The organism is Roseomonas sp. CCTCC AB2023176 (genome assembly GCF_042259275.1).
Classification (GTDB): Bacteria; Pseudomonadota; Alphaproteobacteria; order Acetobacterales; family Acetobacteraceae; genus Roseomonas.
Window position 1 is genome coordinate 3,832,836 of the sequence record NZ_CP170086.1, and the last position, 13,392, is coordinate 3,846,227.

The 13,392-nt window shown below is 72.6% G+C and carries 13 protein-coding genes; 6 read left to right on the top strand and 7 right to left on the bottom strand.

The features are described from left to right. The first annotated feature begins 7 nt into the window (after window positions 1–7). Window positions 8–1,498, top strand: coding sequence for a M81 family metallopeptidase (locus ACE7GA_RS19130; protein ID WP_376090070.1), 1,491 nt, complete (start codon window positions 8–10; stop codon window positions 1,496–1,498). A gap of 179 nt (window positions 1,499–1,677) precedes the next feature. Continuing rightward, window positions 1,678–2,121, top strand: a complete 444-nt coding sequence (locus ACE7GA_RS19135) for a GNAT family N-acetyltransferase (RefSeq protein ID WP_376090073.1) — start codon at window positions 1,678–1,680, stop codon at window positions 2,119–2,121. On the opposite strand, the gene ACE7GA_RS19140 is transcribed toward ACE7GA_RS19135, so the two are convergent. The 4 genes from ACE7GA_RS19140 to ACE7GA_RS19155 all read right to left on the bottom strand — a co-directional run bounded on the left by ACE7GA_RS19140 (window position 2,112) and on the right by ACE7GA_RS19155 (window position 7,118). Next, window positions 2,112–3,041, bottom strand: a complete 930-nt coding sequence (locus ACE7GA_RS19140; RefSeq protein ID WP_376090076.1) for a sugar kinase — start codon at window positions 3,039–3,041, stop codon at window positions 2,112–2,114. The two genes, ACE7GA_RS19135 and ACE7GA_RS19140, sit on opposite strands and share 10 nt — an antisense overlap. Window positions 3,042–3,046: 5 nt before the next feature. Beyond that, window positions 3,047–3,682: a bifunctional 4-hydroxy-2-oxoglutarate aldolase/2-dehydro-3-deoxy-phosphogluconate aldolase gene (locus ACE7GA_RS19145; RefSeq protein WP_376090079.1), complete on the bottom strand. Its 636-nt coding sequence runs from the start codon at window positions 3,680–3,682 to the stop codon at window positions 3,047–3,049. Then, window positions 3,679–4,266, bottom strand: coding sequence for an invasion associated locus B family protein (locus tag ACE7GA_RS19150; protein WP_376090082.1), 588 nt, complete (start codon window positions 4,264–4,266; stop codon window positions 3,679–3,681). The genes ACE7GA_RS19145 and ACE7GA_RS19150 overlap by 4 nt, the downstream gene beginning before the upstream one ends. Before the next feature lie 137 nt (window positions 4,267–4,403). Next, window positions 4,404–7,118: a glycosyltransferase gene (locus ACE7GA_RS19155; protein ID WP_376090085.1), complete on the bottom strand. Its 2,715-nt coding sequence runs from the start codon at window positions 7,116–7,118 to the stop codon at window positions 4,404–4,406. A gap of 268 nt (window positions 7,119–7,386) precedes the next feature. Between ACE7GA_RS19155 and ACE7GA_RS19160 the strand changes: the two genes are divergently transcribed. The 3 genes from ACE7GA_RS19160 to ACE7GA_RS19170 all read left to right on the top strand — a co-directional run bounded on the left by ACE7GA_RS19160 (window position 7,387) and on the right by ACE7GA_RS19170 (window position 9,870). Next, window positions 7,387–8,697: a hemolysin family protein gene (locus ACE7GA_RS19160; protein WP_376090088.1), complete on the top strand. Its 1,311-nt coding sequence runs from the start codon at window positions 7,387–7,389 to the stop codon at window positions 8,695–8,697. Next, window positions 8,697–9,470, top strand: coding sequence for a GAF domain-containing protein (locus ACE7GA_RS19165; protein WP_376090091.1), 774 nt, complete (start codon window positions 8,697–8,699; stop codon window positions 9,468–9,470). Before ACE7GA_RS19160 ends, ACE7GA_RS19165 begins: the two co-directional genes overlap by 1 nt. Before the next feature lie 79 nt (window positions 9,471–9,549). Beyond that, window positions 9,550–9,870, top strand: a complete 321-nt coding sequence (locus ACE7GA_RS19170) for a hypothetical protein (RefSeq protein ID WP_376090094.1) — start codon at window positions 9,550–9,552, stop codon at window positions 9,868–9,870. Window positions 9,871–9,886: 16 nt separating this feature from the next. Here ACE7GA_RS19170 and gpt read toward each other — a convergent pair whose 3' ends face one another. The 3 genes from gpt to ACE7GA_RS19185 all read right to left on the bottom strand — a co-directional run bounded on the left by gpt (window position 9,887) and on the right by ACE7GA_RS19185 (window position 11,427). Then, on the bottom strand, window positions 9,887–10,372 hold the full coding sequence (gene gpt / locus ACE7GA_RS19175; RefSeq protein ID WP_376090097.1) for a xanthine phosphoribosyltransferase: 486 nt from the start codon (window positions 10,370–10,372) through the stop codon (window positions 9,887–9,889). Window positions 10,373–10,445: 73 nt separating this feature from the next. After that, window positions 10,446–11,018, bottom strand: coding sequence for a Uma2 family endonuclease (locus ACE7GA_RS19180; RefSeq protein WP_376090100.1), 573 nt, complete (start codon window positions 11,016–11,018; stop codon window positions 10,446–10,448). A 55-nt stretch (window positions 11,019–11,073) separates the two neighbouring features. Next, entirely contained in the window at window positions 11,074–11,427 is a 354-nt protein-coding gene (locus ACE7GA_RS19185) for a tRNA-binding protein (protein ID WP_376090103.1), read from the bottom strand. A 65-nt stretch (window positions 11,428–11,492) separates the two neighbouring features. Between ACE7GA_RS19185 and ACE7GA_RS19190 the strand changes: the two genes are divergently transcribed. Beyond that, the gene (locus ACE7GA_RS19190; RefSeq protein WP_376090106.1) at window positions 11,493–13,361 is read left to right on the top strand and encodes a bifunctional sugar phosphate isomerase/epimerase/4-hydroxyphenylpyruvate dioxygenase family protein; all 1,869 of its coding nucleotides are present in this window, start codon (window positions 11,493–11,495) and stop codon (window positions 13,359–13,361) included. The last annotated feature ends 31 nt before the right edge of the window (window positions 13,362–13,392 follow it).

Genomic DNA, 13,392 nt, shown 5'->3' on the forward strand with positions numbered 1-13,392 from the left:
AGGGCCCATGCGCATCGCCATCGGCGGCTTCCTGCACGAAAGCCATTCCTTCGCCCCGCTTCCCACGACCTGGCGGGACTTTGCGGAGCCCGGCGGCTGGCCCGCCCCGCAGCGTCCCGCGACCTTGCTGGACGCCCTCCGCAACTCCGCCGCGCCCGCCTCGGGCGCCATCCAGACCGCGGAAAAGGCGGGCCTGACGCCCGTCCCCCTCGCCTGGGCCTTCGCCAACCCCGCCGGCCCCGTCACCGCCGAGGCCTTCGAACGCATCGCGGCGTGGCTTATCGCCGACCTCACCGCTGCCCTCGATGCAGGCCCGCTGGACGCCGTCTACCTCGATCTCCACGGCGCCATGGTCGCGGAGCACTTCCCCGACGGGGAAGGCGAAATCCTCCGCCGCGTCCGCGCCGTCGTCGGCCCCGACCTGCCCGTCGTTGCCAGCCTGGACCCCCACGCCAACGTCACGGCGGCGATGGTGGCCCGTGCCGACGCCCTCGCGCCCTTCCGCACCTACCCCCACGTGGACATGCGCCAGGCCGGCGCCCGCGCCGTGCGCCTACTCGCGGAACGCATTCGCCGCGGCAGTCCCTTTGCCCGCGCCTTCCGCCAAGTCGATTTCTGGCTGCCCATCACCAGCCAATGCACGCTCGTCCCGCCCATGTCGGACGTGATGGCGGAGCGCGAGCGCATCGCGACGCGGCACGGTGTCTCCGAACTCGCCTTCTGCTTCGGCTTCCCTTACGCCGACTTCCCGGGCTGCGGCATGACGGTCACCGCCTACGCCGCCGAGCAAACCGCCGCCGACGCCGCGGCCGACGAGTTCCTCGCCCTGCTCTACGCGCGCGAACGCGACTTTGCGGGGGAGATCCTGCCAGCCGACCGCGCCGTCGCCGCGGCCATCGCGGTCAATGGCCAGAAGCCCGTCGTCATCGCCGACACGCAGGACAACCCGGGCGGCGGCGGCCACGGCGACACGACCGGCCTGCTGGCTGAACTCATCCGCCAGAATGCCCGGAGCGCCGTCCTCGGCCTCATCAACGACGCGGAGAGCGCGGATGCCTGCCGCAAGGCGGGGGAGGGAGCCACGGTTTCCCTCAAGCTCGGCGGCAAGAGCGACGGCGCCCCGCTCGACGTCAGCGCGCGCGTCATGCGCCTGACCAACGGCCGGTTCACCTGCACGGGCCCGATGGCCGCCGGCAACCCGGCGGACCTCGGCCCCACCGCGCTGCTGGCCATCGGCGGCGTCCGCGTCATCGTCACCAGCCGCAAGATGCAGGCCTACGACCAGGCCCTCTTCCGCCACGTCGGCGTCGAGCCGGCGAAGGAAAAGATCGTCGTCGTGAAGTCCTCGGTCCACTTCCGCGCGGACTTCCAGCCCATCGCCGAGCGCGTGATCGTCGCCGCCGCGCCCGGCCCCGTGGTGGCTGACCCCGCGACGCTGCCCTTTCGCAATCTTCGCCCCGGCCTGCGCCTCCGTCCCGGCGCGAACGCGACGACCTGAGCCGCCGCGCTGCGCCGGAGCGCTGTTCCGCGGCGCGACCCGGCCCCCCACCCAGCGCCTTGCGGCCGTGACGTTCGCAACCGAAGGCATAGGCTCGTCGCGCGCGCCCTGCTGGCCGCGTCGGCACGGCGAGGGCCACCACCCTGGCGCCGTGTCGCGGATCGGCCGATACCCGCCCCATGGCAGCCCGGATCACCCGCGCCCGCGAACTCCCCTCCGGCTTTCCCTCCCTCCGAGACGAGGCCGCCGCGCACGGTCACCGCATGCTTCAGGTGCTGGAGGAGGATTGGGATTCCGGCACCACCCGCTTTGACGGTCCTGGCGAAGCCCTCTTCGCCGCCGAACTCGGCCCCGTCCTCGCCGGCATCGGCGGGGTCACCGCCGACCCCTACGCCGGCCCCGGAGTCGCACGGGTGCGCCGCCTCTACGTCCGCATCGCGTATCGCGGCATCGGTGTCGGCCGCGCCCTCGTCGAGGCTGCCGCGGCCGAGGCCCGCGCCGCCGGCTGCCGCATCCTTCGTGTCCGCGCGCCCGACGACGCCGCACCCTTCTACGAAAGCCTGGGATTCCGCCCCGCGCCGGACGAGCGCGGCGCCAGCCACGTCATGACGCTTCAGGCCTGAGCGGCGCCCATCGCTGCCCGCACCTCCGCCGCGCGCGGCATCGGCGCGACGGCCCCGTAGCCCCGCGTGGACAGCGCCGCCGCCACATTCGCGTAGCGCGCGGCCTCCTCCGGCGGATCGCCTGCGATCAGTCGTGCCAGCAGCGCCCCGGCGAAGGTGTCGCCCGCGCCCGTCGCATCCACCGGCGTCACGGCATGCCGCGGGATCGTGACCCGTGCGTCCCGCGTCGCCACCGTGCATCCCTCCGCCCCGCGCTTGAGGAACACCAGCGGGCAGAGCCGGAGGTAAAAGTCCACGATCGCCTCGGGCGTCGTCAGCCCCGTCAGCGCCCGGGCATCCTCCAGCGAGGGCAGCGCGATGTCCGCCATCCCGATCGCCGCGTGGATCACCGCCGCCGCCCGCGCCGCCGGCCAAAGCGCAAGCCGCAGGTTCGTGTCGTAGGACACGAGCACCCCGGCATCCCGCGCGACCTCGATCGCCCGGAACCCCGCGTCGCAGGCAGATGGCGAGATCGCCTGGCTGATCCCCGACAGGTGCAGGATCTTCGCCGCCCGGATCGCCGCCTCCGGCACGTCCTGCGGGCCCATCAGGCTCGCCGCGGAGCCGCGCCGGTAGAAGGTGAAGCGGTGCCCGTCCGGTCCGTGCGAGACGACGTAGATGCCGGTTGGCGCGTCCGCTCGCCTTCCCACCAACGACGAATCCACCCCCTCTGTCGCCCACAGCGCCATCAGCGAATCGCCCGGCGCGTCCGTCCCGACCGCCGAGACGTAGCCCGCGCTGGCCCCCTGCCGCGTCGCCGCGATGGCCGCGTTGGAGGTGTCGCCACCATGGCCCTGCAGGAACAGCACCCGCCCGTCCGGTCCGGCCGGCTGCTGGTTCATCTCCAGCATCGGCTCGCCGAGGCACAGCAGGTCCGGCATCGCGCTCAGGTCTCCCGCGTGCCGAGCACCTCGTGCGCAGCCGCCCGTACCGCCGCCGCATTCCCGGCGGCCACCAGCGACTCATCCACCAGCCGCCCGCCCATGCCGACGAAGGCCGCCCCGGCCGCGAGGTAGTCCCCGACCTCCCGCGCCGCGATCCCGCCCGTCGGGCAGAAGGTGACCTCCGGGAAGACGGACCGCAGCGCCTTGAGGTGCGCGACGCCCCCGGCCGAGGAAGCCGGAAAGATCTTCACCACCTCCGCCCCCGCCGACAACGCCGCTTGCACCTCCGTCGGCGTCAGCGCGCCGAGCATGACCGGGATGCCTGCCTCCTTCCCGGGCTCGACGATGGACGTCTCGACCCAGGGTGCGACGAGGAAGCGCGCGCCGGAGGCGATGCATTCCCTCGCCGCCGTGGCGTCCCGCACCGTCCCCGCCCCGACGAGCAGCGCGGGGTCCGACGCCAGGTCGCGGATCAGCGCCGGCGCGTCCGGGATGGTCATCGTGATCTCGAAGACCGTGATGCCCGCGTCGCGCAGCCAGGACACGGCCGTCGCCGCCCGCGCGGCCGTCGAAAGCCGCACCACCGGCACGACTCGCGCGTCGCGCAGCCGGCCCAGGACCTCAACGGCGTGCGTCACCGCGCACCGCTCTCCAGGGCGTCGAGCGCCGCGCTCAACCCGCGGGGCGAAAAGGGCAGGGCGATCTCCCGCCCCGCGCCATCCTGGAAGGTCAGCCGCATCTGCTCCGTCCGCGTCCGCAGCCGCGCGACGGCATCGCCCGCCGGCGCATCGGCGAGGCACCCCACCGGCAGGCAGCGCCGCCACGCAAGTTCGACCGGCGGCACCGAGGTCCCGTCCGGCGCGGCCAGCCGCGGCGCGGCGCCGAAGCCGACGTTGTGCGGCACCAGCACGGTCAGGCGCAGCGGCTCCCCGCGGCCGGGCCGGGCGAAGGCGAACTGCGCCACCGCCTGGTTGTTGGCGGACACGATCTGCGCCGCCTCGCAGAGCGCCTGCCCGCCCGCGGGCCGCTCGCAGCGCAGGATCCAGTCCCCGAAACTCGCCGTCGTCCGCTCCGGCTCGTTCGCGCCGGCAGCCGGCGGCGCCTCGGCCGGGGCTTGGGTCGGGCGGGCCGGCGGTGATCCGGGACGGGATGCCGGCTGCGCCCAGGCCCCGCCTGTCAGCACAACCACCGCCATCAGCGCGGGGAAAAGGGCCTGCCGCATTCGACCTCCTGGCATCCGGTGCCGTCGACCGCGGAGCATGGCAGGAAGGCCGCCCCGGCGCACGGGGCCGGCCCGCCACGATCCGGTGGGGTCAGTGACCGGCCGGCGCGCGGGGTGACCCGCGCGCCGCGCTCCGATCAGCCCTCCGTCCGCGCGACCACCTGGCCGGCGGAGGACGTCGCCGGCACTGCCCCCGGCACGCCGGACAGCACGGGCTTGCGGGCCGGCATCGCCGCCAGCAGGGCCATAGAGACCGCCGCCAGGTAGGGCACCGACTGCACCAGGAGGATGACGGTCCAGAGCACCGCCTCCCACGTCCCGTGCCGGTGCACCACCTCGACGCCCACCGCCGCCGACCACAGAAGCACGAGGAACACCGCCTCCTCCCGTGCCGTCAGCAGCCCCTGCACCAGCGCCGGCGCGTCCTTCATCTTCGGCGTGCGGGCGAAGTGCGCGCGGCGCTTGAACAGGCCCTGCCACACCGCCTTGCCGATCGTGTGCGTCAGCGCGAGGCCGCCGAGTGCTGCCGCCAGGCGGTCCAGCGGCCCGCAGGGAACCCGCGCCGCGTAGAGCAGCCAGAGCTGCACCAGCTTGAAGGCAAACAGCCCGAGGCTCGGAAGCATGAAGAGAAGGATCGGGAACTCCGTCCGCACGGGCGCGAAGATCAGCCCGAGCGACCAGAGGAACCCGCCGACCACGAAGGCCAGCCCCAGCGCATCCCCGAACCACGGCATCCACCCCATCACGAAGTGGAACCGCTGCCCCTGCGACAGCGACCGGTCCAGCGGGTTGAACAGCGCGCGCCAGTGGCCCTTCACGATCTGCATCGCCCCGAAGGCCCAGCGGTGCCGCTGCTTGCGGTAGGCCGCGAAGTCGTCGGGCATCACGCCCCGGCCCATGGAGTCCGGAACGTACACGGCTTCCCACCCCTGCCGCATCAGCCGCAGGCCCAACTCGCTGTCCTCGCAGATGCACCACTCCGCCCAGAACTTCCCGTCCGGCGCGGCGCTGGCCATCGCGGAACGGCGGATCAGCGTCATCGTGCCGTGCTGGATGATCGCGTTGCGCTCGTTGCGCGTGACCATCCCTGCCTTGAAGAACCCGGCATACTCCCAGAACATCAGGCGCTTGAAGAAGGACTCGCCGCCGTCCCGGTAATCCTGCGGGGACTGGGTGAAGCCGACCTCCGGCCGGTTGAAGAAGGGCACCATCCGCCGCAGCCAGTCGGGGCGAACCATGTAGTCGCTGTCGAGCACGCCGATGACCTCGGCATCCGGCGCCGTCTCGCGGAAGGCGAAGTTCAGCGCGCCGGCCTTGAAGCCCGGCCACTTGCCGAGGTGGAAGAAGCGGAACTTCGCGCCGAGCCGGGCGCAGTGCTCCGCCACCGGCTCCCACAGCGCGGGATCGGCGGTGTTGTTATCGACGACCAGCACCTCGAAGTCGGGGTAGTCGAGCTCGGCCAGCGCATCGAGCGTCTGGCGCACCATCTCCGGCGGCTCGTTGCAGATGGGAAGGTGGATCGAGACCTTCGGCAGCCGCATCCCGTCGGGCGCCGGCAGGGCGGGCCAGCGGCGCTTGGACACGCGTCCCCAGACCGTCTCCGCCAGTTCGAACCCGTCGGAGAGCAGCAGCGCCAGAAGCAGCATCTGCCCCGCGACCAGCACGCCCCAGACCGCGCTCGCCGACCAGGACAGGTAGGTCTCGCTCATCGCCAGCATCACGCAGGTGACCAGCGCCACGAAGCCCTGCCCGATGCCCGCCAGCATCAGCTTGCCCTGCCAGCGGATGTCAGGCCGGCGCGAGAGGAAGAAAAACGTCGCGAGGAAGGCCGCGAAGGACGCGCCGAGGGCCCAGGACAGCCAGGTCGGCGTCTCCTGCACCGGGCCAGCCAGCGGCCACTTCGGGGCGCGGTCCAGGTCGTACATGCCCCAGTGGCCCGCCGCACGACCCTCGAAGGACACCTTCCACGGTTGGTCGAAGGCCTCCATCACGAAGTAGTCGAGGCCGCGCTGCTCCGCGATGTTGAAGAAGCGCCGCAGGAACAGCGCCTGGTTCACGCGCGTCGCCCGCGCCGCGCCGATGTCGCGCCCGTCCGACGGCCAGCCGACCTCGCCGATGACGATCGGCTTGCCCGGGAACATCGCCTGGACCTGGTCGTACTTCTCCATGATGAAGCGGAGCGCGTCCTCGACCGGCAGGCCTTCCCAGTAGGGCAGCAGGTGGATGGTGATGAAGTCCACGGCGTGCCCGAGTTCCGGGTGGTCCACCCAGACGTGCCAGGGCTCGGCGGTGGAGACGGGCTGCCGCACCTGCCGCCGCACCTGCTCGAGGTAGCCCACCATCTGCGCCGGCGTCAGGTCGCCGCGCAGCACCGCCTCGTTGCCGACGAGCACGCGCTCGACGTTCCGCGACTCCCGCGCGACCTGGACGAGGCGCCGCACCTCCGCGGCGTTCCGGTCCAGGCGCCTGTCCAGCCAGGACCCCAGCGTGATCCGCAGGTCCAACCCGCTGTTCCAGGCGATCTCCGGGATGCGCTCCAGCCCGCCATGGGCGGCGTAGGTGCGGATGTGCCGCGTCACGGGCGCCACGCGCCGCAGGTCGCCCTCGATCTGATCGGGGGTCGGCCAGTTGTCTCCCTCTGCGCTCTGTCCCCGCTGGTAGGGGGCGAAGGCCAGGCCGTTCACCTGTCCCCGGAAGTCAGGCATCGCGACGGGCCGGTTCAGCGCCCACCAGGCGCCGAGATGCGCCAGCGCAACGATGAGCAGGATCGCGAGCGTCCCGCGGTGGCGGGCGAGGGGATGGGGTAAGGCCCCGGGGGGCTTCACCGATCCGGGGGCGACGTAGGCGTTCATCGCGGGGCCATGGCTCCGGCGCACGGCCCGCAATCGCCGTCCGGACGATCCGGACGGGGCTCGACGGCAGGCCCTTCGCGCTCACCTGGGTTAAACGCCCCGTCCAAGGCGCGGCTTGGGCCCGATCGTGGCAATATTGCGGCGCAGCAACTAACCGCTTGCACAGACTTGCGCCGGCCCGCGCCGGTTTGGCGCCCGGCCCCGATGCCGGTACTGGTGTGCCGCGGACCGGCCGGCGGCCCGCCGCAGGAGATCCTCAGGGAACCGCATGGGCGCGCTGCTCGAGATCGGCATCATCCTGGTGCTGGTCCTTCTCAATGGCCTGTTCTCCATGAGCGAACTGGCCATCGTCTCGGCGCGCCGCGCGCGCCTCACCACGCATGAGCGCGCGGGCTCGCCGGGGGCCGCCGCCGCCCTGCGCCTCGCGGAGGATCCCCAGCGCTTCCTGCCCACGGTGCAGGTCGGCATCACCCTCATCGGCGTGGTGGCCGGGACCTTCGGCGGTGCCCGGCTGTCGCAGACCCTCGGCCCCGTCCTCGATACGATCCCGGGCATTGCGCCCTATGGCGGCGAGATTGCCCTCGTCCTCGTGGTCATGCTGATTACCTACCTGTCCCTCATCCTCGGCGAACTCGTCCCGAAGCAGCTCGCCCTCCGGCATCCGGAGGAGATCGCCGCGGTCGTCGCCCGCCCGCTCGAGGTTCTGGCGCGCGTCACGGGGCCGGTCGTCTGGGTGCTGTCCAATTCCTCCGCCCTCGTCCTCCGCCTCCTCGGCGCCCACCGGCCGATCGACAGTGCCGTGACGGAGGAGGAGGTGAAGGCCGTCGTTGCCGAGGGCGAGGAGGCCGGTGCCCTCGAGCGGGAGGAGCGCCACATGATCGAGCGCGTCCTCCGCCTCGCCGACAAGCCGATCCGCGCCCTGATGACGCCGCGCACGGAACTCGCCTGGCTCGACCGGACCGCGCCTGAGGAGGACATCAAGGCCAGGCTGCGCGAGGAGCGGGTGACCCGCTTCGTCGTCTCGGAGGGCCGCGTGGACAACGTCGTCGGCGTTGTCGCGACGAAGGAACTGCTGGACCAGTTGCTCGCCGGCCAGCCGCTCTCGATCGGCGCCGCGCTGCGCCAGCCCATGGTCCTGCCCGACAACCTCTCTGCCCTCGACGCGCTGGAGCGCATCCGCCAGGACAGCCTGGGCATCGCCCTCGTCATGGACGAATACGGGTCCTTCGAGGGCGTCGTCACCGCCTCCGACGTGCTGGAAGCCATCGTCGGCGAGCTGCAGCACGAGGAGGCCGGGGCCCCCGCGGTCGGCCCGGCCGTCGAGCGCCACGACGGCTCTCTCCTCCTCGACGGCATGATGCCGAGCGACGAACTCCGCTCCCGCCTCGACCTGCCCGAACTCCCGCTGGAGGGCACCTATCACACGGTCGCCGGCCTGATGCTCGCGCTCCTCAAGCGCGTACCCAAGGAGGGGGACCGGATCGCCTTCGGCGGCTGGCGCTTCGAGATCGTGGACATGGACGGCCGTCGCGTGGACAAGGTCCTCGCAACCCGCGACGAGCCGGCGCCGGTCATCTGATGCCGGCCTCGCCTGAGGGGCACGAGGCGGCCCGGCTGGTCGCGCTCCGGCGCTACGAGATCCTCGACGCTTCGCCGGAGCCGGCGCTGGACGCGCTGACGAAACTCCTCCGCGTGTCCCTCGGCACGGAAAGCGCGCTGCTCTCCCTCGTTGACGAGACGCGGCAATGGTTCCGCGCCAGCGACGGCTTCGCCCCGCCCGCCCCGAGCATGCCGCGCGATCTTGCCTTCTGCTCCTACACGATGCTCGCGCCGGAGCCTGTCGTGATCGCCGACACGGGGGCGGATGAGCGCTTCGCCGGCCACCCCCTCGTCACGGGACCGCCGCACACCCGCTTCTACGCCGGCGCGCCGCTGGTCACGCCGGAAGGCCTGCGGATCGGCACGGTCTGCGTCCTCTCCCCCGACCCGCGGCCGCAGGGCCTGGAGGGGAGGGAGGTCGCCATGCTCCAGGCCATCGCCTCGGCCGCGATGGACACGCTGGAAACCCGCCTCCGCCTCCGCCGCGCCCTGCGCCGGCTCGAGAAGTCCGAGGCCGAGGCGGAGGCCCTCCGGGCTTCCGTCGCCCAGCTCCGCCGCCGCGAGGCAGTCGCCGAGGGCCGGCAGAAGCCCTCCGGCCGCCCCGGCGTGACCCCGTCGGTTTCCGCGCAAATCCTGGCCGAACTGCGGGCCGGCGCCTTGCAGAAGGAAGTGGCGTGGCGCCACGGCGTCTCGCTCAGCACGGTGCGGCGCATCGCGGCCCGGGGTGAAGCGGGGAGCGCCGGACCGCCGTAAACTCATTACCGACAGTTCAGGTGCGGCGCCCCGGCCCCCCGGCATGACGCGGCCGTCAACGCCGATCGGAAGAACGTCCATGCGCATCGAGACCCTTACGCCGACCACGGAAGCCCGCCTCGGCATGGCGCTCGGCGGCTGGGCGGTGTCGCTGGACCAGCGGGTCCTCGGCCTGGGCGATACGCAGATCGAAGCCATGCGCGACGCGCGGGAGACCTGCCGCGGACCGGTCCCCGCCGACGCCGTGCTCTCGCGCATCACGGAAGCCGCGCAGTCCCGCGTGATGGACTGGGGCGCCGCGGTCGCCAGCCTCCGCGCGGTCGGCGCCATCCTCTGCACGCGGGCCGAAGGCGTCGCCATGAACGTCGTCCACGACTGGTTCGACCGACGCGCCGCCTGACGCCGCGGCCCGTGCGTCAGGACGCGGCGCCGGCCGCGCTCTTCGCGATCGGCGCCACGAACTGCGGCTCCGTATCCCACGGAAAGAGGATCCAGGTGTCCTGTGACACCTCGGTCACGAAGGTATCCACCATCGGCTTGCCCGCCGGCTTGGCGTAGACCGTGGCGAAATGCGCGCGGGGCAGCAGCGCCCGGACGATCCGCGCGGTGGTCCCCGTGTCCACCAAGTCGTCCAGGATCAGCCAGCCCTCGCCGTCGCCGGCCGCGATCGGCGATTTCGCGACCCGCGGCTCGCCGATCGCCTCCTCGTCATAGGTGATGACGGAGGCGCTCTCGATCAGCCGGCAGTCCAATTCCCGCGCGACGATCGCCGCGGGGATGAGCCCGCCGCGGGTGATCGCGACGATCCCCTTCCAGGGCCCCTTGTCCACCAGGCGCCAGGCCAGTGCCTTGCCGTCGCGGTGCAGCTGGTCCCAGGTGACGGTGTAGTAGCGCGGGGCCATTCGGGGTCCTCGGTCGGTCGGGGCACCCGTTTAGTCGCGGCCGGGCCCGGGCAGAAGGCCCCGGCGCGGCGCGTCAGACCCCCGCGAAGAGGGCGACGACGTCCAGTTCGAGCCCCGGCGGGTCCAGGCGAAGGGGCCCGGAACCGACGATCTGCGTTGCGATCCCCGTCTCGCCCTCTGCGCGCGCGTGGTGCACGACGGCGCGCTCGCCCGGATGCACGATGAGGTAGTGGCGGACGGACGGGATCCGGAAGTAGTCCACAAGCTTCGTCGTCACTTCCCGCGTCCCGGTCGAGGGCGACTGCACCTCCACGACCATCACCGGATCGGTCACCCTCACCGTGTCGCGGGGCAGCGGCTCGCCGCAGCGCACCAGCGCGTCCGGTTCCCAGGTCGTCCATTCGTCCACCGGCACCGCCGGCCCATCCGGAAGCGCCTCGCAGGGCAGCCCTGCCCAGGCGATCGCCGCCCTCAGGGCGAGAAACACCAGACCCTTCACCCGCGCATGCGCGACCCGTCCCGCCGATGATGTGACGACGTACCCGTCCTCCAGCTCGTAGCGCTGACCCTCCGGCTGCTCCTGCGCCCAGGCGAGGAACTCGTCCACCTTCATCCGGCCCGGCGGGGCAGGCTGCGGCTTGTCCATGCGAACAATCTAGGCGGCCCGCCCCCGACCATCCACGGCTAAGGTCCCGCGGACCTCAGAACATCCGGCCGCCGTTCGGCACGGGCAGGTCGGGCCGCAGCAGCACCACCGCGCTGTCCGCGTCCGGCAATCCGAGGACCAGGACCTCGCTCTCGAACCCCGCGATCCGGCGCGGCGGGAAGTTCGTCACGGCCAAGACCTGCCGCCCAATCAGCACTTCAAGGGTGTAGTGCACCGTCACCTGCGCCGAGGACCGCTTCACCCCGATCGGCGCCCCGAAATCGACCCAGAGCTGGATTGCAGGTTTCCGCGCCTCCGGAAAGGGCTGCGCGTCCACGATGGTTCCCACCCGGACCTCGATCCGGTCGAAATCGGCGATTGTCGCGGGGCCGGGCGGGGCGCTGTCCATGCGCCGCGCATAGCGGAGGCCGCCGGGATGCCGGAAGGGGGCCGCGGGTCTATCCTGCTGTCCACATGCCCGCGCACCTCCCCCGCTCCATCGCGACCGTCTGCCTCTCCGGCACGCTGCCGGACAAGCTGGAAGCCGCCGCATCCGCCGGCTTCGACGGCGTCGAGATCTTCGAGCAGGACCTGCTGGCCCATGACGGCCCGCCGGCCTCGGTCCGGGCCATGGCCGCCGACCTCGGCCTGACGATCACCCTCTTCCAGCCTTTCCGTGACTTCGAGGCCATGCCGGACCCGCAGCGCGCCCGGAACCTCGACCGCGCCGAGCGCAAGTTCGACCTGATGGAGGAGCTGGGCACCGACCTCGTCCTCGTCTGCTCCAACGTCCAGCCCGCCACCCTCGACGACCCCGCCCGTGCCGCCGCCGACCTGCGGGAGATGGCTGAGCGCGCCGCACGCCGCAGCCTTCGGGTGGGCTACGAGGCCCTGGCCTGGGGCCGCCACGTCAACCGCTGGCGCCAGGCGTGGGACATCGTGCGGCGCGCCGACCACCCGGCGCTCGGCATCATTCTCGATTCCTTCCACACGCTCGCCCTCGGCGACGACCTGGCGGGCCTGTCCGACACAGTTCCGGCCGAGAAGATCGCCTCCGTCCAACTGGCCGACGCCCCGCGCCTGTCGATGGACGTCCTCTCCTGGTCGCGCCACCATCGCAGCTTCCCCGGCCAGGGCGAACTCCCGGTGGCGGCCTTTCTCGAGGAAGTCCTGCGAGCCGGCTACCGCGGCCCCCTGTCGCACGAGGTCTTCAACGACGAGTTCCGCGCGGCCCCCGCGCGCCGTATCGCCCGCGACGGCCTGCGTTCCCTCGTCTGGCTCGATTCCGTCGTGGCGATGGCGGCCCCGGCGCTTCCGGCCCAGCCCCTGCCGCCGCGGCCACGGCACGAGGGCGTCGCCTTCCTCGAATTCGCCGTGGACGCCGCGAGCGGCGCCGACCTCTCCACCTACCTCGGCGCCTGCGGCTTCCGCCGCAGCGCGCGCCACCGCTCCAAGGCCGTCGAACTCTGGAGCGCCGGCCGCGCGCACCTCGTTCTCAACGCCGAGCCGGACAGTGAGGCCGCGGCCCACCTCGAACTGCACGGCCCCTCGGTCTGCGCCATGGCCCTTCGCGTGGACGACGCCACGCGCGCGCTCTCCCGCGCCGAAGCCCTCCTGTGCTCGGCCTGGCGCGAGAGGGTGGGGCAGGGGGAACGCCCGCTCCCCGGCCTGCGCGCCCCGGACGGATCGCTGATCTTTCTCATCGACGACGAGTCCTGGCGTGCCGACTTCGTCGAGGAAGGCACCGCCGGCGCGACCCGGCTGCTCGGCGTGGACCACGTGGCCCAGGCCCTCGCGCCGGGGCAGATGGACGGCGCCGTCCTGTTCCACCGGGCCGTGCTCGGCCTGGAGCCGCAGGCCCTTTGGGAACTGCCCGACCCCCAGGGCCTGATCCGCAGCCGCGCGATGGTGGACTCCGAGGCCCGCCTCCGCCTGCCGCTGAACGTCTCGGAGAGCACGCGCACTTCGACGGGACGCTTCGTCTCCGCCATCGCCGGCGCGGGCGTCCACCACCTCGCCTTCGGGACCGACGACGCCCTCGCCACCATGTCCGCCCTGACCGCTGCCGGCGCCCCGGTCCTGCGCATCCCCGACAACTACTATGACGACCTCGCCCCCCGCTTCGGCCTGGACGACGACCGCGTCGCCGCGCTTCGGGACGCTAACCTGCTCTACGACCGCGATCCGAACGGCGGCGAGTTCCTGCACGGCTACACCCTGCCCTTCGCCGACCGCTTCTTCTTCGAGGTAGTCGAGCGCCGCGGCGGCTACCGCGACTTCGGCGCCATCAACGCCGCGGTCCGGATGGCCGCCCAGGCGCGGGCCCGGCCCTGGTCGCCGTGATGCGCACTTGCTGTGCGCATGGCACCGCCCC